This window comes from Anaerosporobacter faecicola, assembly GCF_012070565.1.
Taxonomy (GTDB): domain Bacteria; phylum Bacillota; class Clostridia; order Lachnospirales; family Lachnospiraceae; genus Anaerosporobacter; species Anaerosporobacter faecicola.
Genome location: NZ_JAAQRO010000030.1, coordinates 19,413 through 43,813 on the forward strand (window position 1 = coordinate 19,413; position 24,401 = coordinate 43,813).

Genomic DNA, 24,401 nt, shown 5'->3' on the forward strand with positions numbered 1-24,401 from the left:
AAATCGTTGCATAAAAAAAGAACCTCTATCTAAGTACGATGAGAAGCATGTTGGAATTACAACGTACATACATAAAAGGTTCTGTGATTTTGAATTATTGTGGATATACTAGGTTTTCTGGTTTAATGTTGTAGAGAACTTGATCCAGATAACGTTTCGCTAGATATTTTGCCATATCAAGGTTTTGATCGAGGTAATTTCCACAGTTTTTAGCCGCTGCACCTGGAATTTCCCCTTCAAAATCACGGATAAATTCAAACATTTCAGTTATTAGTGGAACGATATCTTTGGAATCGTAATCTCCTGCTAATAAGAGATAGCAACCAGTTCTACAACCCATTGGTCCAAAATAAACAATTTTCGAACCAAATTCGGCATGATTTCTTAAGAACGTTGCGGCTAAATGTTCGATGGTATGAAGTTCTGCATTGTTCATGACAGGTTCAAAATTTGGTCTTGTCATTCGAAGATCAAAGGTGGTGATCACAGCATCTCCATAGGAATCTTTTCTAGAAACATAGATGCCAGGTAATAATTTTAAATGGTCTATTGTAAAACTTGCAATTGGTTTCATTGGTATCCTCTTTTCTATAATTATTGTATTTTTTTATTATACCATAGTATGATTCAACTGACAAATGTCTGCAATTCCTGTAAAGCAGTTTATCACATGATAAATAGAAGATACAAGAGGAATGTACTTATACAGGGGGAATTGTAAGAGAGTAAGAGTGCGTGTTTAATGTTCACGTATTAGATAAGCATTATGGTCAGGATCATAGAAGGTAAACATTTTTCCATAAGGCATGTCCATCAGTTCCTTAATATCTACTCCTCGTTCTTTTAAGGTATTATACGTTGTTTGGATATCATCCGTTGATAAGATCAAAGAAGGATGAGTAAGGGGATTCTCTGGATTTTGCTGTTTCATCCATTCTTTTTCGTAAAGGACAAAAGAGGTAGAAGATGCTTTATTGGGTGCCACTTCAAGCCAAGTCATAGTTGGTCCCATTGGTTGTTCTACTATAATTTGAAAATCCATTTGATCAAGCCAGAATTGCTTTGCTTTATGTTGATCGGATACGTAAATTGTGATCTTTGATATTTGTTTTATCATAATATGTCCTTTCTTTGCTAATCTTTGCTATAGTATCTGTAGTTGTGTGAAATCTATTCTGTTTTATATTCACAGGATTGCAAATAGTTACATAGTTGAATTCTACGATTATTAGAATAGGAAAATGGGACTTGGAAAGAATAAAAGTAGGATTCGAAAGAAGTAAGAATCCATTTAAATGATACAAGTGTCAAAAGAAAATTTTGACATCCACATGTAACCTTGTAGAGAAAAGAGGTGTTTCTATGTCAAAAGTAGGAAAAACAATGAATTCGGTAACGGAAGGCGTTGTTAAAGTAGGCGGTGTGGTTACCAAATGTAGTGGCGAAGTGCTTAGCGAGATTGGAAAGACAGTAGGAGTATCGAAGAATCTATGCGATAAGGTGGAAGATAAAGCCGATATGCTTGGAAAAGATATGTATTACGCAAGCCGTAAGATTGGGCATAAGGTGGAGAAGGCAACAGAAGAAGTAGTAGATGGAACAAAACGCGTGTATGAGAATATGACCAATAAGATAAAATAGCGAGAAAATGGTAAGTACACGATAAACCAAAGAAATAAATAAACAAAAATAGTAATACGAAAAACAAAAAACTAAAAACAAAAAACTAAAAACCAAAAGACTAAAAACCAAAACAACAAAAAAACAATTTTCAATGGACTGAGAATCTAAGTTCAAACACATAGGGGTTGACTTAGATATCCAATTCTTGAAAATTGTTTTTTGTTGTTTTTATTTATACGATGTTTTATATAACAAATTCTTACAAGTTCCTATATAAAACATCTATATCTGTTTGAGGTATATCATGATAATGGAGTCAATAGTATGTCCGGTTATTGAGACATTACTTCACGCCACTTTTCATCATAGTAAGCAGTCATTTCATCGCCAAGGTATTGGAATGTTTCACAGTTACTTATGATCGAACTATCTGGGAATGCCACTTTACTGTTTCGGATATCATCATCTTCAATCATTTCTTTCGCTGCGGTATTAGGGGTTGAATAGGTGATGTATTCAAAGTTTAGTAACGCGATATCAGGACGACATAAGAAATTAATGAATTTCTCTGCATTTTCTTTGTGTTCGCTGTTTTTTGGAATAACCCAGCCATCAATCCAGATATTGGAACCCTCTTTTGGTACAACATATACAAGGTCGGAATTCTCACGTTGCGTGTAGATTGCTTCCCCAGAATAGATAATACCGATTGCAGCATTATTACCGATCATACTATCACGTACCTGGTCCACTACATAGGATTGAACCAAAGGTTTTTGGTCAATCAATAACTGCGTTGCTTCCTTTAATTCCTCCTTGTTTGTGGAATTAAGGGAGTATCCTAAGTATTTCAATGCAATACCCAGTGCATCACGGACACTGTTGATCATCAGAATGTTGTTCTTGTATTTTTCATCGAAAATAGCACCCCAGGAATCAATTGGTTCATCCACCATTGTTTTATTATATAGAATACCTACCGTACCCCAGCAATAAGGAACGAAGTATTTATTCCCTGGGTCAAAAGACTCTGCACTTTGCAAGTAATCTTTACCAATGTATTTGATGTTTGGAATGTTATCATAATTGAGTTCAGACAATAGGTCGGCATCAATCATACGCTGTACCATATAATCGGAAGGACAGACAACATCGTATTTTACAGCGCCCGTTTCAACCTTTGGAAACATCTCCTCATTCATCTCGAATTCGTCGTAGACAACTTTGATACCTGTTTCTTGTTCAAACATGGTAATTACATCGGGATCGATATATTCACCCCAGTTGTATACGTTAAGAGTGTCACCCCCAGAGGTCGAATTCATACCAACTAAGGAACCAATAATCAAAGCGGAAATCGCAACGACAGCGATAACTGGTTTTAAGAAACTATAATTGCGTTTGGATTCATTATGAATTCGTTGCTTCTTGTTTTTCTTTGCGGTTTCTTCTTTTGGTGCTCGATTGATTAGAATCAATAACGTAAGGACAGAGAGGAAGAGCAAAGTAGATAATGCATACATCTCTGGCTTAATACCCTTACGAACTTCGGTGTAGATCTTTGTAGATAACGTATTAATTCCAGGACCCTTTGTAAAATGGGTAATAACAAAATCATCAAGTGACATGGTAAATGCCAACAGAAAACCGGACATGATACCTGGAAAGATATCTGGTAAAATAACTTTTCGAAAAGCATAGAAATGGGACGCTCCCAAATCAAGAGCTGCTTCGTAGGTATTCTTGTTCGTTTGTTTTAATTTAGGCATAACACTTAGTATGACATATGGTATGTTGAAGGTTATGTGAGCAATCAAAACACTGGTGAAACCTAACGTGTAATGAATGGCTACAAAGATCAACATAAGGGAGATACCAGTAACGATATCAGCATTTAACATAGGAATGTTGGTTATACCCATCAGTATGGTTCGTGGGGTACGCTTCATGCTGTTCATTGCAATGGAAGCAGCAGTACCGATAATCGTAGCAATCAAAGCGGATACTAAGGCAAGAACCAGGGTCGTATAGAGCGCGTTCATGATTTGCTCATTTGCAAAAAGTTCCTTATACCAGTTAAGTGTAAATCCACCCCATTTGGCACGTGATTTGGATTTGTTGAAGGATAAAACAATCAACACAGCAATTGGTGCATAGAGGAAGAGGAATAATAGTGCTATATATAATTTTTGTATAAATTTCTTTACCATATATTCGTACCCTCCGAATCTTTATCGTATTTCGCAAGGATAGCCATACTTAATAAAATGAATATCATAAGAACAAGGGATAGACCGGAACCAACATTCCAACGGCTGGAACGGAAGTCTTGTTCAATGATATTTCCAATCAATAAAATCTTCGCACCACCTAAGATATCAGAGATAACGAAAGTAGTAAGCGCTGGAACGAATACCATTGTGATACCACTGACAACACCTGGTAAACTTAAGGGGAAGATGATCTTCATAAATGTCTGGGTTGAGTTTGCACCAAGGTCACGTGCAGCGTTGATCACGTTTTGATCAAGTTTGATCAGTGTATTATAAATCGGTAAAACCATAAATGGTAAAAAGTTATAAACCATACCGAGAATAATAGCACCGGAAGTGTTGATGATTGAAATTCCAGGTAGACCAAGATGTCCCAGAATGGTATTGATTACACCATTTTTTTCAAGTAAAGTCTGCCAAGCTAAAGTACGTAATAAAAAGTTCATCCACATAGGAAGTATGAAGATGAGAACGATGAAACTATGACTGTTCATCTTTATTTTCGTTAAAATCATGGCAAGTGGATATGCCAATAATAAACAAATGATCGTACTGATCAAGGATAATTTTAAGGAAAGCAACAAGGCTTTCATGTTATTGTGTGTTGCAATATTCTTAACGTGTTCCAACGTAAAATTACCGGAATCATTGGTTAAACCATAGTACACGATTAGAATGAGGGGAATAATGATAAATGCTGCCAACCAGACGACATAGGGTGTGGCTAACCATTTTTTCTTATTCATCTAAAATCACCGCCTCTTCGTCATCGGATTCTGGTTTATTCATGATCTGAATGTCGAATGGATCAACATGGATTCCAACTTCTGCACCAACTGGGGAGAGATCAGTACTGTGTACCAGCCATTCATGACCATTTGCCATAACTTCCATCTCATAATGAACACCTTTGAAGATAAGAGAAGTTACCCTTCCCGTAATGGTTCCTTGTTCTGGAGCAACTAAATCGATATCTTCTGGACGGATGACAACATCAACCGGTTTGTTCTTGCCAAATCCCACATCCACACAGGCAAAGTTTGTTCCAAGTATATTCACCAACTTGTCTTCAACCATGGTACCTGCAATAATGTTACTTTCTCCAATAAAGTCCGCAACAAATGCATTCTTCGGTTCATTATAGATGTCTTCTGGGGTACCAATCTGTTGAATGTAACCTTGGTTCATGACCACAATGGTATCGGACATGGTCAAAGCTTCCTCTTGGTCATGGGTAACATAGATAAAGGTAATCCCAAGCTCATTTTTCAAACGGATCAATTCGTATTGCATATCTTGTCGAAGCTTTAAGTCCAATGCACCAAGTGGTTCATCAAGAAGAAGAACTTTTGGCTCATTAACAATGGCACGGGCAATGGCAATACGTTGTTGTTGACCACCAGATAAGGAATCTGGTTTTCGATTTTCATAGCCATCTAAGTTTACTAGTTTTAAAGCATACTTAATCTTGTCATCAATATAACTCTTGGATTTTTTCTTGATCTTTAATCCAAATGCAATGTTTTCTGCAATAGACATATGGGTAAATAAAGCATACTTTTGAAAAACGGTATTCAATTGTCTTTGATTTGGTGGAAGCTTGGTGATATTCTTGCCATCAAATATGACATTTCCCTGATCTGGATTTTCAAAACCACCGATGATACGAAGGGTTGTTGTTTTACCACATCCACTAGGACCAAGTAGTGTTAGAAATTCATTTTCTTTTATATAGAGATTTAAGTCATCGAGGACAATGTTATCACCGTATGCTTTTGTTATGTTCTGTAAATCGATTAATTTATTCATCGCTATACCACTACGTATCGCAAAGAATACTTACGATACTGCCACTTCGATAATCGTCTGTACACGACTATGGGGCAAATTCCTTTCTTTTTTAATGTTAAAAACTTGGTGGTGTTGATACCCATAGGAGACTGGCTCCTGATTTATTATTCGCTGTGAGAAAATGTTTTTTATTCGGTGTAAAATAAAAAGCTTCCCCTTTTTTGGCTTTGTAGATCTTATTGCCTATGTGAATGGAAATGCTTCCATTTAGCACATAACCGAATTCTTCTCCTTCATGGGGATTATCGGGATAGGTGGAACCTTCAGGCTCTAATGTTAATAAGATGGGTTCCATCATATTTTTTTGTGCATTGGGAATGATCCATTGAATTTCATTCTTGAGTTCGGAATCGTATTTTTCAAAAAAATCTGTTTTATGGAATACGACTTGTTCCGAGGTTGTATTAGAAAAGAACTCTTCTAAGTTTGTTCCAAGGCATTGCAGAATATCAACTAATGTTGCAATAGAAGGAGAGGTAAGGTCACGTTCTAACTGTGAGATAAAACCTTTTGATAATTCTGCACGGTCTGCTAATTCTTCCTGTGTCAGGTTTTTTTGAACACGAAGTTCTTTAATCTTATGACCAATCTGCATGGTAGCTTCCTTTCTATTATGAAGTATGTGCTTTCTATTCAAGTTTTTACGATTCAATCAAGCATAGATTGCCAGAAAAAACCAGGATAGATTAGCATGACTGCACTCAAAGTTTAGCAAAACTAAACAGCAGCATAATTTATTATACACAGAATACCTATGCTGTCAACAGGATTTTACATAAAACTATAAAATTTCATAGAAATATTGTGCAAAGACGAAAAAACGTGATTTTATAAGGAAAAACAGAGGAAAAGAATAAGAAAAAAACAAAAGAAGTTAACTTTTACTAAACTGGGAACAGTAATGATAGTAAACTGTAATCATAGAATATTTAGATGGATAGAAAGGAAAACTGTTCAGAGCAAGCTTATGAGATTGCTCTAAACAGTTACAGCAGTAGCGATATAGATAAATGGAATATATTAATCCTTTGTATAAAAGGCAGTAATCCTGTCCATTCGAGAACTCATATTGATAAAGAGAAGATCCACTAAGGTAAGAGCAACCATGGACTCCACCACAACCACTGCACGTGGAACAATGATGGGATCATGACGACCTTTGATTTGTATATCGATGTTTTCGCATGATTGGTTAATGGTATGCTGGGTTTGTGATATGGATGGAGTTGGTTTGATTGCTGCACGTAATCGAATGGTACTTCCATCGCTCATACCACCAAGTATTCCACCGGCATGATTGGTTTCTTTTTCAACATGCCCGTCTTTGAAGCAGAAAGAATCGTTGTTCTCACTTCCAAGTATGGAAGCACATTCAAAACCATCACCAAACTCGACGCCTTTTACAGCACCTATTGACAGGATAGCTTTGGCGAGATTGGCATCTAGTTTATCAAAAACAGGTTCACCAATACCTGCAGGCATACCATCTACGATACATTCAATGATTCCACCTACGGAGTTTTGCTCCTTCATCTTTTCTAATAGAAAGTCTTCTGCACGATCAGAAGCTTCTAAATCAGGCATATAAAGTGGACTTTTCATAATATTAGCCAGATCACTGGTTTGTTCATTAATGGAGATTGGACCGATCGAACGGGTATAAGCTTGCACTTGTATCCCTAGGTTGGATAAGATTGCTTGGGCGATGGCTCCAGCAGCGACACGGGCAATGGTTTCTCGTCCAGAAGAACGTCCGCCACCACGATAATCCCGAAACCCATATTTGGAATCAAAGGTATAATCAGCATGTCCAGGTCGATAATAGGAAGCAATTTCTGAATAATCAGCAGAACGTTGGGTTTGATTATAAACGATCATAGAGATTGGAGTACCTGTGGTACGACCTTCAAAAACGCCGGATAAGATTGTAACAGAATCATCTTCTTTTCGTGGAGTCGAATATTTGGATTGTCCTGGTTTTCTACGATTGAGATATTTCTGAATATCTTCCTCAGATAGAGATAGACCAGAAGGACAACCATCTACAACAACGCCAATTCCCTGCCCATGGGATTCCCCCCATGTTGATATCTTGAATAGAGTACCTAATATAGAACCTGCCATACAAACACCTCTTTCTATAGAATAGACACCGAATTACTGTGTCATGTATTGTTGAATTTACACCATTTGAATTATTATAAGGGAAAATTGGATGAATAGTCAATGTAAATGTGGACATTTCTTCGTCGTATTTCATATATTATAGTAGGAATATTAACTTCTTGCCCTTGCCATCATTCTATAGATACGCTTTGTTGTATTTGGTGTGTTTCATTAGGAATAAGTCAAAGGGGGAAAAGAGGATATTCTAGGAATTTGACAGCTGCCTTTGGTGGTTGCACACTTCACTTCGCTACGGCGCAACAATCATTTGCGTTTTCATAATAAAAGCTAGGAGGAGTAGTATGGATAATTATTATAGCAAGGTTACACAAGATAAGGTAGATGAATATAGGCAACGCTTTGCGAGTATCGAATCGGAAGGAGATACGAGGGGGCGTACGCGAACGGTGGATAAGAGAGCGGATTGTGAGATTATAATAGATGATACAACAATCTATGAGATTGATTTGAATTGTTATGAGTGTTTGAAGAAAAAAATGAATAAATATTCAAACTTTCGCTAAACAAGGAAAGAGACCATCGAAGAATCGATGGTCTCTTTGGTGTTAATTAGCAGAAGCCATTTCCACCACAACAGCAGAGGATAAGAATAATCCAGATAATACAGCTGCAATCATTTCCGCCACAGCCTGAACCGCAGTTGTTTCCACCAAAGCCATTACCGCCACAGCAGAATAAAAGGATAATAATCCACCAACAGCCAAAGCCTCCATCATTATTGCATCCGCATCCACATCCAGAACCACAGTTTGTTGCTGCTAAATCACTCATTTTAGTTCCTCCTAAAATTAACTTACAATGTATCATATGTGATAGGGCTTGTCACCTTTACAATTTTTTCAGGTCATTAAAAAAGAATTGATTGTGTTTATTCGAGATTTTATTCTAAAATTGTGGAGGGAAAAGATAAAATATTCACTTCAATTGACTAAAAAAAGCAATTATAGGAAAGAAGGGGCATAAAAATTATATGTGTTCTTAATTAGAGTATTGAATGAACAAGAAAAAACAATACGGAAATCGAAGAATTTGTGTAAAATGTTGTTAATTGAAACTACATGTGCTATTCTAAAAAATGAAAATCGTAAAGGAGTTAGGGAATACGCTCAAATGTCTATATCGATAATATTTACAGGGGAAAAATTTAATAAGAGAGGTAGAGATGAATGAATCAAGAAAAACGAAAGAAAAAGCAGTTCCTTGCAACTGTTTTGTGCCTGGTATTGATTATAACTTCTATTCAAATACCAAATCGGCGCATTAATGCGGAGGAATATGACGCACTTGAGAATTACATTGAGAATGCACAAGTGACGAAGAATGGAGTTGATGTATCTGATCAAACAAATTTGAAGATAACAGATTACAATTCATTAAAGGTAGCGTATCAGATTAACCTTCCCAAGACACAGATTACTTCAGGCAGTGCAATTACGATGGAAATTCCAGAGAAAGTAGTTGCTTCTGTTGATTCGGTGGAAAATATAACAGCACCGTATACGTTAGCAGTATCAGGTTCTGCAATTGTGTTGTCTTGCTCTGGAGAAGACCCAGACCCAGGAGAAGAACAGCTAAATGGTAGTTTTACAATGGATTATGCGATTGATGCAACGCAAGTAAATGTAGGAGATCAATTTGATTTTCCAGTAAAAACGAAGATGGGGATTACCAATTACCAGATTATGTATACGTCAGCAGTTGATTTTATTACAGATATATCTTTACGCCTGAATGGAGCTGCGATTGGATCAACAGCAGTAGATAAAGATTCCAGTGTGGTACTGCGATATGAATTTTCTTGTGAAGATGGTGCCATGTTATCTGATTTTTCAGTAGGGTTACCGAATGAAATTTTAGTCGGGGAGAGTTTTTCAAAACAATTGACGGATAATAGCGGAACACTACTATGTACTGCGAGTGTGGATCAGGCTTCCCGTCAGATTACATATTCCTTTACAGATGCCATAAAGAAAATGAAAAAGATAAAAGGATTCTTTGATTTTGGGCTTCGGTTCAACAAAGAGGTTATTGGAAAAGCAGATTCCAAAGAAATTCTATTTGACAAAGGTAATGGTAGCGTAGGTATAACGGTTAATTTTAAGATACCTGCTATTGAACCAACGATTACAAAAGAACAGGGAGAGTTAACAAACCGAAAAGTTGATTGTATCACAACTGTAACAGTGGGAAACACAGTTACGGGGGCGGCCATTATACAAGATACGTTAGACCATCAGGAATTGGTGGAAGGTTCCGTTAAAGTAAACGGGATGCCGTTGGATTCCAGTGAGTATACATATAGTAAGAATTCCGATGATGTGAATATATTACAATACACCATCCTAGACATGGGTCTTTATGATGAATCGGATGAAATCAAATTGGAATATCAGACAAAAGTTATGGATTCTGTCTACACGGAAGGTGAAACGAAAATATTAAATAATACAAGTGCACTGTACAACAGTGATGCTGTTTTGGTTGCTTTTTATGAGGGAACAGCGGGACAGATTACGGTAACGCCAAACTGTATTGAACAAATTGTTGAAATTGATTTGCGTCAAAAATTAGCAACTTGGTCATTCGAAGTGAATCTAGATGAATTGGATATGTATTATCCGATCTTTACATGGCAAGTAAATGATGAATTTCTTACATTACGCGATGGTAGTTTTACCGTTTCAGATGGAGTAAGTTCGTATGTCACAAGTATTGCACAGCTAAATGAATTTTCTGCAGATGGGTGGAAAGTGAATAGCGAAACAGGGTATGGAAGTGGAACGTATGCATTTAATAATGCGGGGACATATGGAACCCTTTTAGACAGAAAAATAACAATTACATTTATTACAGATATCAAGGATAGTTTCTTCCAACAAAATAGACAAGGATATATCTTTCATATTGCATCGAATATCTCTTGGCTACCAAAGACAGGTGGTTCTGGTGGTGGTCGTGTTGACCGAAACAGTAGCCCTGATGAGAAAGAACAGAAGATATCCTACGCAGTTGTTAGAAAGCAAGCAGTTTCCTATGATGAAGCAACAGGAGAAATCCTTTGGAAAATCAGTTTGAATGATAATTCAGATGCTTCTGAGTTACAGTTATCCAACGTTGTAATTACGGATAAGATTGGCGCAAATCAAACCTTTGTTCCAAATTCCATTGAATATGAGAAGGAAGGACTTACTGATAAGGTGACCGTAGATCAGGATGCAGCGGATGGAGAATATTATGAGGTTACGACGGTAGATGGAGAAGAAGCGGTAGCAATCCATTATAGTTTTATTTCGGAAAAACGAGATACCTATATAAGAACAAAAGTAAATGATGCAATCATTTACAAAAATGTCACCAATAAGGTTATGAGCAATTCCATTGATGTGACAGCGGATGGGATTGAAGGTATACAAAAAGTTGACAATGCAACGAAGAAGATTAGTAGCCAGTTGTTACAGAAAACTAGCACCTATGATGAAGCAACCCATACCATCACATGGAAGGTTTATGTGAATAAAAGTACGCTACCAATCAACAATCCAGTATGGACAGATTGTATACCAGATGTGGATATGGAGGAATATGTAGAAGATTCTTTTTCTGTAAAGAATGTAACAAAAGGAAACATCAAGGTGGCAGATCAGAATAATCTTGATCAGGATTTACTAAGTGCTGACTCGACCTTATCCTATGATTTTACAGGAGAGGCAGTAGCGGGACAAATCAACGATTATTATCTAATTACATATAAAACATATATTTATGATGTGGATAAATTCTATACAAACAGTGTGATTGATGTAACGAATACAGCAAAGCTTGAAGGAGATAGTGGATTAGATCTAACAAGCCCTGTTCATTTTGTGGTAACGCATACGAGGATACAACCTGTAACCGTTAAAGTAGTAGCAAAGGAAGCAATATTTGCTAATAATCAATACAACATTCAATGGAGAATTACGGTTAATCGAGATGAGTTAGAACTAAAAGATGCAACGATTACCGATTGTTTTGCCGACTTACCAGGAGATTTGGAGTTCGATTCTTCTGACATAAGGTTGATCCAAGGAGAGCGAGATAGTGCAGGAAAATGGAAAGTAGATGGAAAAGGAGCCTGGGCAGGACCAGAGATAGAAGTTTTAGCAACGGACTTTTCTTATGATATAGAAACAAAAACTTTAGTATTCCATCTACCAGAAGGCTCTACTCATGCATATCAATTAACATTTACAACAAAGATTAAAGATAAGACGTTAGATGCCATTCGAGCAGAGAATACAGCTTACTATAGGAATACTACCTTGGGAAATCAAGTAAAAACAGAGTTTGCCAGTGCAACGGCTGAGGGATTCTTACCAACTGGTGGAATCAGTGGAGAAGAATCGGGTACATTGGTCGTTAACAAATACGTTAAGGGCACGACAAATCCAATTCAAGATACAAAATTTGTCCTCTATGATAAATATGGGGTACAGGTTGGTGAGGTAAAGAGTACAGATGAAGAAGGAAAGGTAACATTTGATGATCTTACCGTTGGAGCAGACTATACGGTACATGAGGTGGAACCTGCAATCGGATATCAGATTGATGATACAATTTATGACACACCATCTACTGTGGGAAGTAATACATTTCAAGCGACGAATTCCACTGTTGTACGGTATTCTTATGCAGAGAAGTTAAAAGCGGATATCACGTTCAAAAAAGTGAAGGAGTCTGCAAGTGGGGATGGATTAGCAGGTGCAACATTTGCTCTATATGCAGCAGATGATGTAGAGAAAGCTACAATTATAGCTACAGCAGTTAGTGAAAGTGATGGTTCCACAACCTTTGAAGACATTCCTTATGGAGATTATACCATTGTTGAAAAGACTGCACCAACGGGGTATTACTTATCCTCTGCTACAATTTCAGTTTCCATGACAAACCAAAAAGTTGGAGAGGGGGCTGCTGTTCATTATCAAGCCATCGTACAAGTTTCCAACGCCGTATATATTAACACAACAATGCCAGGTAGTATCGTGGTAGAACTGTCCGATGAAGAAACAGGAAAGCCAATCGCAGGTGGTGAATTTAAGGTCTATGATGATAAAAACCAACTGGTTACAACGTTCTTAACAGATAACGATGGTCAGGCAGAACTGACAGGTATTCCATTAGGTACGTACACCACGATTCAAAGCAAAGCATCTAGTGGCTATATTAAGAGTGAACAAAGAAAAGAAGTGACACTGATTCCAACAAATCGTGACCAGATTGTGGAGTTTACAAATCATCAGATCTTGGCCGACATTATATTCGTAGTGAAAGGATCAGACGGTTCCGATCAACCGGTGGTAGGTGCAGAATATACGATCTACGATGAAACAGATACAGAAGGAAAAAATCCAATTCAAGTAGCGACAAGTACAGAGACAGGTGAGGTACATTTTCGAGATCTTCCAAAGGGAAAATATCACATTATTCAAACCAATGCGCCAAAGGGATATCTAATCAATGAAGAAAAGATTCCTGTTGTGGTAGATGATACAATTACCAGTCTAAATCAAACCATTGTACCTGAATTGCCAACACCAGGAACGCAGACAGCAGATAAGGTAACAGGAGATATTGTTGTTCAGGTTGCGACCCATATGCCTGGTATCACTTATACACTATATGATAAAGATGGGAATGAAGTAGCCTCACAGGTAACGGATGCTTCTGGTAAGGTAATATTCCCTTCTATTCCTTATGGTGAATATACGGTAAAACAAACAAAAGCTCCAAATGGATACGCGGTAATCGTAACAGAGTATACCATTTCAATTACAGAACAGGGGCAGAGTGAAAAATCGAAGCTGAAAATCCGAAGAAACTTGGAAATGGAAATTATGAACTAGAAGTGGATGATGAGGAAATCGATCAAGAGGAAGAGGAAACAGTCCCAGAAGAAGATTCCAAAGATTCGGAACAAAAAGAAGATAGTTCGAAGCAAGACGGGAACAAGGATAAAGATAAGAAAAAAGATAAGGATAAGAAAAAAGATAAAAATACAAGCAAAGACAAGAATTCAAACAAGAATTCAAACAAGAATTCAAACAAGAATAATTCCGCCAATAATAGTGGAAAGAATGCGAGCAAAGATAAGAATGCAAACAAGAATAATAATGAGCGCAATAGTGGAAAGAACGCCCAGAATGATGGGAATGGAGATTCCAGTATATCAAGTAAACAAAATTCTGCATCTGATACAAATGGTGGAAAGAAATTACCACAAGCAGGTTACTTCTTTGACCTTCCAGTATTGCTTTATCTTGCCGTAGGTTTATTAGGAACAGGTATTATATATGAAACGAAACGGAAAAAGGTACGTAGGTAAATTCCTGATCCTTCTTGGATTGCTCCTCCTGATTATTGTAGGAGCAATCCATTTCTATACATGTTACATGGAGAAGAAGAAGGTCGAGTCTTTTCTGGCTTACCGTGAGATTTACCAACAGAGTATTGACACAACAGAGAACATCAAATCCACAGAGGATCAGGAAAAGACAGAGGGGAATGAAACGAAGACAGAACCAGTGGATGAGGAAAGTCAAGATACACCTACATCGGAAGATGGTGACATCGATCAAGAAAGGGCTTTCCAAACAGAAACAGCAAAAGATGGCCTAATCGGTATTCTCTATATCGATCGGATTAATTTGCGAGTTGCAATTGCAGAAGGAACTGACAAAGAAGCACTGCGGTATTCGGTGGGACATTTTGAGAATACTGTTTTTCCGGGAGAAAAGGGGAATGCGTGTTTTACGGGACATCGAAGTTATGCATTTGGACAGTATTTTAATCGACTTGATGAAATGCAGGTAGGAGATCGGATCAAAATTCTTACCCTTGATCAAATACTGGAGTATGAAGTGACAGAGAGTTTTGTTGTTGAACCAGAAGATACATGGGTATTAGATCCTACAGAAGAGGAAATCATTACATTGATTACATGTACACCTGTGCGAATTGCAACACACCGCTTAATCGTTAGAGCCAAAAGAGTTTAGAGCTTTTAGCAAACAAGGATAGCGTCTTTCATGACGTTTGAAATGGTTTGCAAAAGCTCTTTCTTATGTTAGAATGAATGCGAGATGTATGAAAAGGAGAGCGGATATGAAAGCAGAACAGATAAAGGAAGTATTTCATAAGAACATTATGTTGATTGGTTTTATGGGAACAGGCAAGAGTACAATCTCTTCTTACTTGAGCAAATGGCTTGGTTTAGAAGAGGTGGATCTTGATGCAAAGATTGTTGAGAAGGCAGGCATGAGCATACCCAAAATCTTTGAACAGTATGGAGAAGTGTATTTTCGTAACTTAGAAACGGAAGTCTTAAAAGAAGTACAACAACGGGAACAATTAATCGTTTCTTGTGGTGGTGGAATTGTATTGCGTGATGAGAATGTTGCCCAAATGAAGGCACATGGAAAGATTGTATTGTTAACAGCAACACCTGAAACCGTATATGAGCGTGTGAAGGATAGCAAAAATCGTCCAATCTTAAATGGACATATGAATGTAGAATATATAGCACAATTAATGGAAAAACGTAGGGAACGATATGAGCAATGCGCGGATCTTGTTGTTGCGACAGATGGAAAAACGGTAGAACAGATTGGGGAAGAGATGATGATGCAACTATTGGCATAAATCTATCCCTAAATGAAAGAACCCTCATATTATAATAGTAAGAAAGAGTAGTATACAGTGCTCGAAATTACTGGAGGGTTAAGGAATGAATCGGGCTCGAGATATTGTGCATGCAAAGGCAGCATATGAAAGAGGGATTTATGGGAATGGCATTGGCGTTGCTGTCGTAGATACTGGAATTATGTCCCACATGGATTTTATAGCAGATGGGAATCGAATCGTCGCATTTAAAGATGTCATACATGGTAGAGTCGATCTATATGATGACAACGGGCATGGAACACATGTCTCTGGAATTATCGGAGGGAATGGAGTCGCTTCTGATGGTAAATACATGGGAATAGCACCTAAATGTAATATCATTAGTGTAAAAGCGTTAAATTATAAAGGAAACGGGAATGTTTCCGATGTATTATCTGCATTCGAATGGATCATAGAAAATCAAAAGAAATATAATATACGAATTGTAAATATATCCGTTGGTTCTACTTCGGAAGAAGCCAGTGAAGATTCCAATTTGGTTGTTGGCGTAGATGATCTATGGGATCGAGGATTCGTCGTTGTTGTTGCAGCAGGGAATAATGGACCTGGGCCAAGAACAATTTCCATGCCGGGAATCAGCCGAAAAGTAATTACAGTTGGAGCAAGTGATGATAATGTATCAGTTGAGGTATTCGGAACGAGGACGATTGACTATTCTGGACGTGGTCCAACCCCTGCTTGTATAAAGAAGCCAGATGTAGTGGCACCAGGAAGCAACATTGTCTCTTGTTGTCCTCCAGGTAGTGAGTCACATGGCAATCGAGGGTTACTATTCGGAAGGGCTAGAAATGAACCATATGGAAAAATGTATACGAACAAAAGTGGTACGTCCATGGCAACCCCGATCGTTACAGGTGCAATGGCACTTTTGTTATCTGCGTATCCAGATATGACAAATCGTGAAGTAAAGATTCGGATTAAGAATAGTTCTACAGATATGGGGTTACTCCATCAGCAACAAGGGTGGGGTTTGTTAAATATTAAGAAATTGATCCCTTAATGAATGGTTCAATGTCCTGTTCATAGGACCTTCTGGTATACATTCGTTATAAAAAATATGAATTACGTAAACACCTACGCTACTTATGGTCTGGGATGTGTGAAGTCGAATAGCGATTAAGCTTCACACATCTACCTAGTAGAGTAGAGAAGATAAGATAGAATAGAAAGGGAAAACACAGGCTTTTTCGAAAGCGTGTATAAGAAGAAAATGAAAAAGACTTTAGTTATCGGAGCAACTGTTTTAGATTTGATTATTCAGATTGATCATCTACCAAGAACAAGTGAGGATATTCATATCCAGAAGCAGAGAATGGCATTAGGAGGCTGTGCTTACAATGCTGCGGATATCCTTCGTAAGTTTGAAATTCCATATTACCTCTTGTCACCAATTGGTAGCGGAAGATATGCATCAATTGTTGAAAACATGCTAAAGGAAAAAGGAATGGTCAGTCCTGTTAAGATCGAAGAAGAGGATAATGGGTTTTGTCTATGTATGGTAGAAAAAGATGGAGAACGAACCTTTGTTGTTCATCATGGCGTTGAGTATGGATTTCAAAAAGCATGGGTTACAGATCAGATGAAAAAGGAAGTGGATAGTGTCTATATCTCTGGATTCGAGGTAGAAGAGAGCAATGGAGAAGAAATCATCTCGTTTTTGGAAGAAAACAGGGAATTCCAAGTGTATTTTGCACCAGGACCTCGTTTGGGCAAGATTCAGCCAGAGCGCATTAGCCGAATCTTTGCTTGTAATCCAATTATTCATCTGAACGAAGAGGAAGCAATGGAATTAAGTAAGGAAAAAGATTATGAACATGCTGCAAAAGCAATCTATGATATAACAGGCAATATGGTTATTATTACGTTAGGAAAAGCAGGTGCATATTACTATGAAGATGGACAGGGTCATCTAGTTCCAGGAAGAGAAGCAACAGTTGTGGATACCATAGGAGCAGGGGATTCTCATATTGGAGCGATTATGTCCTGTAGAAAATTAGGATTTTCCATGCAACAGTCAGTAGAATGTGCGAATAAAGTATCCGCAGCTGTAGTTGGTGTACAAGGCTCATCCTTGAATGAAGAGCAATTTAAGCAAGCAATTGGTCAGATTCCCCGTTGAAGAATGATAACAGGTGTGCTATAATAAGCGCTGTGCGTTTGAGCAAAATTCACAGTCATTATTGACACAGAAGTTTGCATTACTTTTTTAAGTAATTTCAAAGTGTTTATAGTAGACATTTTGAATTAAACACAAAAGACTAAATTATGAGACAAAGGAAATGAGAAAAAGTTATGAGTTACAGTGATATTGAGAAAATCTCTGCTATGGCAGCAAAGAAGAAGAATATTGCAGAGAAAAATCCAAAAAATTATTTATTTCGCTCCATTGTTGCAGGTTTTTACATAATTGTAGCAACAATATTATCTTACACGATGGGAGCAATTTTAAATCCAAAGTATCCAGAATTGGCAAAGATCATGGTTGCAGCTTGCTTTGCAACTGCCATTGTATTGATCTATATGTTACAGGCAGAATTATTTACTGGCAATAATCTGGTTATGGCTATGGGAGTCTATGATAAGAAGACAAATTGGCTTGATGCCCTACGTGTTTGGGGATTCAACTACATTGGAAACTTTATCGGATGCTTTATCTTAGCATTTATCTTGGTATATTGTGGTTCTAATAAAGAAATCTTGAATGATTATTTTACACCGTTGATTGATAAGAAACTACATATACCTGCTATGGAGATGTTCTTACGCGGAATTCTATGTAATTTCATGGTCTGTATCACAGTCGTGATTGGTGTGAAAGTAAAAGAAGAAATCTCCAAGATTGTATTGATGTTCTTAGTTATTACAGCCTTTGTAATTGGCGGTTTTGAGCATAGTGTTGCAAACATGGGAATCTTCTCAATTGGATTTTTCCAACAAGGTGCACTCCCAGCAGCATTAGTAGCAAAGAGTATGTTCTTTGTAACATTAGGTAATATTGTTGGTGGAGCAATTGTATTGGGCTTACCTCTTAAATTGATGAGCGTAAAAGAGTAATTTCGAAATAAATTGATAAGTAAGGAAACTTCCGCTATGAAACAGGAATCGTTTTGCGATTTATGTTTTCCATAGCGGAAGTTTTTTCATTTAGTATCGGAGATGATTCTACATAACCTTAGCTCAGACGTAAAAATGAAATATAATCCTAAAAGAAAAACAATATAAAAATTCTATAAATAGTAGTAATTATATTGACTTTAAGAAAAAACTTACTATAATTAAAAGTTATCTAAGGAAATAGTTTCTTTGAGAAACTATTTCCAATGACAAGTATGAACTAGATGAGATGAGAGGAGGATCGTTAAATTGGGAGAGGCTGAGATTTCATATGGGCAGGAATTGATTGAAGTATTGAATAAACTGCATTGTATGAAAAAAAAGAATAAAGGATTCAAAGAGTTTACACATATGGAATGTATGATTTTATTCTATTTGGAACAAAATTTGAATGAGAGTAATCCTTTGGGAGTGAGAATTGCTTCGATTACGTCTGATCTGGATATACCCAAACCAGCTACATCAAAAGTATTGAATTCCCTAGAAGAAAAGGGCTGTATCCTACGTAATTATGATTGCTCTGATCGTAGAGCAACATTTATCCGACTAACAGAACAGGGGATAGAAAGCATACAAAAGATAGTGAAAAGGAGAGATCAATTAGTTGATGAGTTGATGAAAAAACTTGGGGAAGACGATGCAAGAGAACTAATCCGTATTATTGACAAACTATACCACATTGTAACAGGGGAGTAATCTTCCTGGGTTTAAAGTTTTCAGATAGGGAGATAGAGCATTTTGAAACATGCTCTAGAATAAGAATAGGAAGGAAGATAAGATGAAAAAAATAATGCGTTATTTAAAACCGTTTCGATTATCCATCTTAGCGGTTGTGGTACTGCTTTTTATACAGGCATTCAGTGACTTGTCTTTACCACAATATACATCGGATATCGTAGATGTTGGTATTCAACAAGGAGGTATTGAAAACAGTGCCCTAGAAGCAATTCGTGTATCTACTTATGAAAAAATGCAGTATTTTATGAGCAGTGAAGATGCACAGTATATGTTAGAACATTACAAATATGTTGGAAAAGATTCTGTTTCTGAATCCGAGTATAACAAATACAAAAAAGATTATCCAATCTTAGAGACAGAGGATATCTATGTACGAGATACAAGTAAAAAGGATACCGTTAATAAATTAAGCGCAATCATTGAAAAACCACTTTTTATTGCAGCAATGTTTGATGGTTCTATTAGTATGAGTGCAGATTCTGATGCATCAGGTGATACTGCACAGCAAGGTGATTCTAGTAGCATGTCCTTTTTACCAGAAGAATTACAAGGGCAAGATATCTTTGCAATGTTATCTATGATGACAGAAGAACAGATAGCAGAATTTAATCAGCAGCTTGATGCAACTTTGGAAAAAATGCCTTCTATGATCTTAGAGCAAAGCGCTGTTGTTGTAGTAAAGCAGGAGTACAAAGCAATTGGTATTGATGTGAATCAGATACAAAATCGTTATATCTTTATTGCAGGTGCTAAAATGCTAGCCTTAGCATTAGTTGGTATGATGGCGGCTATCATTGTTGGTTATCTTGCTTCTCGAATTGCAGCTGGAGCAAGTAGGAATATACGTAAAGACGTATTTGGTAAGGTAGTTAGTTTTTCAAATGCAGAGTTTGATAAATTCTCTACTGCTTCCTTGATCACAAGAAGTACCAATGATATTCAGCAGGTACAGATGCTCTTAGTTATGATGCTACGTATGGTATTGTATGCACCAATCGTTGGTATTGGAGGTATCATTAAAGTAACCAATACGAAGACGAATATGGGTTGGATCATTGTTGTTGCTGTGTGTGCAATTTTTCTTCTTGTAGGAATCTTAATGATAATTGCTATGCCAAAATTCAAAAGCATGCAGAAGTTGGTTGACCGTCTAAACTTAGTTACAAGAGAAATTTTAACAGGTCTTCCTGTTATTCGTGCATTCAGCCGTGAAAAACATGAAGAGAAGCGATTTGATATTGCCAACAAAGATTTAACAAGAACGAACTTATTCGTTAATCGTACAATGACATTCATGATGCCTACGATGATGTTTGTAATGAATGGAATTTCTTTGATGATTATCTGGTTTGGAGGAAAAGGAATTAATGCTGGAAATCTTCAAGTTGGTGATATGATGGCATTCTTGTCTTATACAATGCAGATCGTAATGGCATTCTTAATGCTATCCATGTTATCGATCATGTTGCCAAGAGCAACGGTTTCTGCAAATCGTATTATGGAAGTTATGGATACTGATAGTATGATCTTAGATCCAAAGAATAAGAAAACATTTACACAGGATAAGAAGGGTGTAGTTGAATTCCGACACATGTCATTCCGCTATCCACATGCAGAGGAAGATGTTCTTGTAGATATTAATTTTACTGCTAAGCCAGGAGAAACTACAGCAATTATTGGAAGTACTGGTAGTGGTAAGTCAACCTTAATCAATCTGATCCCACGTCTGTATGATGCAACCGAAGGTGAGGTTCTTGTTGATGGTGTGAATGTAAAAGAAGTTTCACAACACGATTTACGAGAGAAGATTGGTTTTGTTCCTCAGAAGGGAGTATTATTCTCTGGAACAATTGATTCAAACCTACGTTATGGAAAACAAAATGCGAGTGAAGAAGAAGTTAAGAGGGCTGCTCGGATTGCCCAGGCGCAGGATTTCATAGAAGAAAAACCAGAACAATATAAGGAGAGTATCGCACAAGGTGGTTCCAATGTATCTGGTGGACAGAAACAGAGATTGTCCATTGCACGTGCAATTGCAAAAGATCCTGAAATCTATGTATTTGATGATAGTTTTTCTGCTCTTGACTTTAAGACCGATGCAACACTGAGAAAAGCATTAAAAGAAGAGATTTCGGACAGTACGATTATTATCGTTGCACAACGTATCTCAACAATCTTACATGCGGAACAGATTCTAGTATTAGATGAAGGAAAGATTGTAGGAAAGGGTACACATGCAGAATTGTTAGCAAATTGTGATGTATATCGCCAGATTGCATCTTCTCAGTTATCAGAAAAAGAAATCGAAGCAAGTATTGCAATGCATACAGAAAACGTGAAAGGAGATGAGAGCCATGAGTAATGAAGCGAAGCACACATCAAAGAGTAGAGGGCCGATGGGTGGACATGGAATGGCACCAGGAGAAAAGCCAAAAGATTTTAAAAAAGCCATGGCTGGTTTAGGTGGTTATCTCGCTCGTTACAAATTTCGAATTGCCATTGTTATTCTATTTGCCATTGGTGGAACGATATTTAGTATTATTGGACCTAAAATCTTAGGTAATGCTACCACTGAGATTTTTGAAGGTTTAGTACGTAAAATACAGGGTACTGGTGGAATCGATTTTGATGCAATTTTGAAAATTATTATAACTATTTTAATCCTATATGCGGTATCTATGTTATTCTCTTTAATTCAAGGATTTATCATGACAGGTATCTCTCAAAAGGTAACCTATGAATTAAGAAAAGAAATCGCTGCAAAAATCAATCGTATGCCAATGAAGTATTTCGATTCAAAGACACATGGAGAAGTTTTATCCAGAGTTACGAATGATGTGGACGTATTAAATAACAGCTTGAATCAAAGTATTACCCAGACCATTACTTCGATAACAATGGTTATTGGTATTACGGTAATGATGCTTTCAATCAGTGGTTGGATGACATTAGTTGCTGTATTGACATTGCCTGTGTCCATGATCATCATTTCCATGATTATCAAGAAATCACAGAAATACTTCGTACAACAACAGGAATATCTTGGTCATGTAAATGGTCAAGTGGAAGAAGTATATGGTGGACATAACGTTGTAAAAGTATTCAACGGCGAAGAAGATGCCACACAAGAATTTAACAAAGCCAATGATAAATTATTCGAATCTGCATGGAAATCACAATTTTTATCAGGTATGATGATGCCAATCATGCAATTTGTAGGTAATTTAGGATATGTAGGGGTTGCAATCTTAGGTGGATATCTTACGATTAAGAATCGAGTGTCTGTTGGTGATATTCAAGCATTTATTCAATATGTTCGAAGTTTTAATCAGCCAATTTCACAGATGGCACAGATATCCAATCAATTACAATCTACTGCTGCAGCAGCAGAACGTGTTTTTGAATTCTTGAATGAAGAAGAGGAAGACCAGACGGTTGAAAATCCTGTGGATACAGAAAAACTGGAAGGTAATGTAGAATTTAAGAATGTTCATTTTGGATACAATCCGGATAAGATCATTGTAAATGATTTTAGTGCAAAGGTAAAAGAAGGCCAACAGGTTGCCATTGTTGGACCTACTGGTGCAGGAAAGACAACGATGATCAAGTTATTGATGCGTTTCTATGATGTAAGTGAGGGTGCAATCTTAGTAGATGGTCATGATGTCAGAGACTTTAATCGTAGCGAATTACGTGAATTGTTTGGTATGGTATTACAAGATACGTGGTTATTCAATGGTACAATTATGGAAAATATCCGTTATGGAAAACCAGATGCAACAGATGAAGAGGTAATAGCAGCAGCAAAAGCAGCCCATGTGCATCACTTTATTCAAACATTACCAGACGGCTACAACATGGTACTGAATGAAGAAGCTAGTAATGTATCCCAAGGTCAGAAACAGTTGCTTACCATTGCCAGAGCAATCTTGGCAGATCCAAGAATCCTGATTCTAGATGAAGCAACTAGCTCCGTAGATACGAGAACAGAAATCCGTATTCAGAAAGCCATGAATAACCTGATGAAAGGTAGAACAAGTTTTGTTATTGCCCATCGTTTATCAACCATAAAAGATGCAGACCTTATTCTTGTTATGAATAATGGAGATATCGTGGAGCAGGGAACACATGAAGAACTTCTTGCCCAAGGAGGCTTCTACGAAAAACTCTACAACTCTCAATTTGAAGAAACTGCATAGTATGCAGAAAACGCCTGTTTCGTTGGAAACAGGCGTATACTTTATGAGATAAAGGAGGAAAAACCATGCAGGATCGAAGCGTATTAGTACCAGGGACGCTCATGAGACATTTTAAAGGAAACCTATATCAAATCGTAGCAGTAGCCGTACATTCGGAAACAAGAGAAGAATATGTAGTTTACCAAGCATTGTATGGAGATTATGTTGTAACGGTTCGCCCACTGACGATGTTCCTTAGTGAAGTGGACCATGTGAAATATCCGGATGTAAAGCAACAATATCGATTTGAAGTATTTGATCCGAAACATCAAATATTACCTGTACCACAACTAAAGACAGAAGTGAAAACCAATGAAGTACAGATGAGAAGCGAGAATATGAAAGAGCGACAGGAAACAGATATACAAGCGAATCTGCTTACATTCTTGGATGCCAGATCTTATCAAGAAAAATTGGAAGTTTTGGGTGCAATTAAGAATGAGATTGATGAGCAGATGGTCAATAGTATTGCCATGTCATTGGATCTTGTCTTAGCAACAGAGACAGTTGAAGAACAGATTGATGAAATCAGAAATTGTCTAACTACCCATGTGCGATTTGAAGATCGAAGATTACGTTAGTTTTCTTAACAAATATAGACAAATAAAAAACAATTTCCGTACCTGGAAATTGTTTTTTATTTGTCTATATATTCGGT

The 24,401-nt window shown here is 37.1% G+C and carries 21 protein-coding genes; 13 read left to right on the forward strand and 8 right to left on the reverse strand.

The window, feature by feature from the left end:
* Positions 1–94: 94 nt before the first annotated feature.
* Positions 95–574: an S-ribosylhomocysteine lyase gene (locus tag HBB17_RS12615; RefSeq protein ID WP_167957860.1), complete on the reverse strand. Its 480-nt coding sequence runs from the start codon at positions 572–574 to the stop codon at positions 95–97.
* A 165-nt stretch (positions 575–739) separates the two neighbouring features.
* On the reverse strand, positions 740–1,117 hold the full coding sequence (locus HBB17_RS12620) for a VOC family protein (RefSeq protein WP_167957861.1): 378 nt from the start codon (positions 1,115–1,117) through the stop codon (positions 740–742).
* Between the two features lie 245 nt (positions 1,118–1,362).
* Here HBB17_RS12620 and HBB17_RS12625 point away from each other — a divergent pair, with 245 nt between their 5' ends.
* Positions 1,363–1,641: a hypothetical protein gene (locus HBB17_RS12625; RefSeq protein WP_167957862.1), complete on the forward strand. Its 279-nt coding sequence runs from the start codon at positions 1,363–1,365 to the stop codon at positions 1,639–1,641.
* A gap of 314 nt (positions 1,642–1,955) precedes the next feature.
* Here the strand turns inward: HBB17_RS12625 and HBB17_RS12630 are convergent, their stop codons facing one another.
* From HBB17_RS12630 to aroC, 5 genes are all read right to left on the reverse strand, one after another.
* On the reverse strand, positions 1,956–3,833 hold the full coding sequence (locus HBB17_RS12630) for an extracellular solute-binding protein (protein ID WP_167957863.1): 1,878 nt from the start codon (positions 3,831–3,833) through the stop codon (positions 1,956–1,958).
* Complete coding sequence (locus tag HBB17_RS12635) at positions 3,827–4,642, reverse strand: ABC transporter permease (RefSeq protein ID WP_167957864.1); 816 nt, start codon at positions 4,640–4,642, stop codon at positions 3,827–3,829. Before HBB17_RS12635 ends, HBB17_RS12630 begins: the two co-directional genes overlap by 7 nt.
* Entirely contained in the window at positions 4,635–5,705 is a 1,071-nt protein-coding gene (gene potA / locus HBB17_RS12640; protein ID WP_167957865.1) for a spermidine/putrescine ABC transporter ATP-binding protein, read from the reverse strand. The genes HBB17_RS12635 and potA overlap by 8 nt, the downstream gene beginning before the upstream one ends.
* Positions 5,706–5,802: 97 nt before the next feature.
* Positions 5,803–6,342, reverse strand: coding sequence for a helix-turn-helix domain-containing protein (locus tag HBB17_RS12645; RefSeq protein WP_167957866.1), 540 nt, complete (start codon positions 6,340–6,342; stop codon positions 5,803–5,805).
* A 425-nt stretch (positions 6,343–6,767) separates the two neighbouring features.
* On the reverse strand, positions 6,768–7,871 hold the full coding sequence (aroC, locus tag HBB17_RS12650; protein WP_167957867.1) for a chorismate synthase: 1,104 nt from the start codon (positions 7,869–7,871) through the stop codon (positions 6,768–6,770).
* A 344-nt stretch (positions 7,872–8,215) separates the two neighbouring features.
* On the opposite strand from aroC, the gene HBB17_RS12655 reads away from it, so the two are divergent.
* A complete protein-coding gene (locus HBB17_RS12655; RefSeq protein WP_167957868.1) occupies positions 8,216–8,437 on the forward strand; it encodes a hypothetical protein in 222 nt (73 codons plus the stop codon).
* 42 nt (positions 8,438–8,479) lie between these two features.
* On the opposite strand, the gene HBB17_RS12660 is transcribed toward HBB17_RS12655, so the two are convergent.
* Positions 8,480–8,680 (reverse strand): hypothetical protein, encoded by a 201-nt coding sequence (locus HBB17_RS12660; protein ID WP_207717349.1) that lies wholly within the window; start codon positions 8,678–8,680, stop codon positions 8,480–8,482.
* 420 nt (positions 8,681–9,100) lie between these two features.
* On the opposite strand from HBB17_RS12660, the gene HBB17_RS12665 reads away from it, so the two are divergent.
* From HBB17_RS12665 to HBB17_RS12715, 11 genes are all read left to right on the forward strand, one after another.
* Complete coding sequence (locus HBB17_RS12665) at positions 9,101–13,816, forward strand: SpaA isopeptide-forming pilin-related protein (protein WP_167957870.1); 4,716 nt, start codon at positions 9,101–9,103, stop codon at positions 13,814–13,816.
* A gap of 2 nt (positions 13,817–13,818) precedes the next feature.
* Positions 13,819–14,295: a hypothetical protein gene (locus HBB17_RS12670; protein WP_167957871.1), complete on the forward strand. Its 477-nt coding sequence runs from the start codon at positions 13,819–13,821 to the stop codon at positions 14,293–14,295.
* Between the two features lie 67 nt (positions 14,296–14,362).
* Complete coding sequence (locus tag HBB17_RS12675) at positions 14,363–14,968, forward strand: class D sortase (RefSeq protein WP_167957872.1); 606 nt, start codon at positions 14,363–14,365, stop codon at positions 14,966–14,968.
* A gap of 106 nt (positions 14,969–15,074) precedes the next feature.
* The gene (locus HBB17_RS12680; RefSeq protein ID WP_238483742.1) at positions 15,075–15,611 is read left to right on the forward strand and encodes a shikimate kinase; all 537 of its coding nucleotides are present in this window, start codon (positions 15,075–15,077) and stop codon (positions 15,609–15,611) included.
* An 85-nt stretch (positions 15,612–15,696) separates the two neighbouring features.
* Positions 15,697–16,653 carry a S8 family peptidase gene (locus HBB17_RS12685; RefSeq protein ID WP_167957873.1) on the forward strand — a complete coding sequence of 319 codons (957 nt, stop codon included), beginning with the start codon at positions 15,697–15,699 and terminating at the stop codon, positions 16,651–16,653.
* 195 nt (positions 16,654–16,848) lie between these two features.
* Positions 16,849–17,772, forward strand: a complete 924-nt coding sequence (locus HBB17_RS12690) for a carbohydrate kinase family protein (protein ID WP_238483743.1) — start codon at positions 16,849–16,851, stop codon at positions 17,770–17,772.
* Between the two features lie 173 nt (positions 17,773–17,945).
* Positions 17,946–18,707, forward strand: a complete 762-nt coding sequence (locus tag HBB17_RS12695; RefSeq protein WP_167957874.1) for a formate/nitrite transporter family protein — start codon at positions 17,946–17,948, stop codon at positions 18,705–18,707.
* A gap of 309 nt (positions 18,708–19,016) precedes the next feature.
* Complete coding sequence (locus HBB17_RS12700; protein ID WP_167957875.1) at positions 19,017–19,463, forward strand: MarR family winged helix-turn-helix transcriptional regulator; 447 nt, start codon at positions 19,017–19,019, stop codon at positions 19,461–19,463.
* Positions 19,464–19,545: 82 nt separating this feature from the next.
* Positions 19,546–21,867, forward strand: a complete 2,322-nt coding sequence (locus HBB17_RS12705) for an ABC transporter ATP-binding protein (protein ID WP_167957876.1) — start codon at positions 19,546–19,548, stop codon at positions 21,865–21,867.
* A complete protein-coding gene (locus HBB17_RS12710) occupies positions 21,860–23,704 on the forward strand; it encodes an ABC transporter ATP-binding protein (protein WP_167957877.1) in 1,845 nt (614 codons plus the stop codon). The genes HBB17_RS12705 and HBB17_RS12710 overlap by 8 nt, the downstream gene beginning before the upstream one ends.
* 65 nt (positions 23,705–23,769) lie before the next feature.
* Positions 23,770–24,324 carry a DUF1653 domain-containing protein gene (locus tag HBB17_RS12715; RefSeq protein WP_167957878.1) on the forward strand — a complete coding sequence of 185 codons (555 nt, stop codon included), beginning with the start codon at positions 23,770–23,772 and terminating at the stop codon, positions 24,322–24,324.
* The last annotated feature ends 77 nt before the right edge of the window (positions 24,325–24,401 follow it).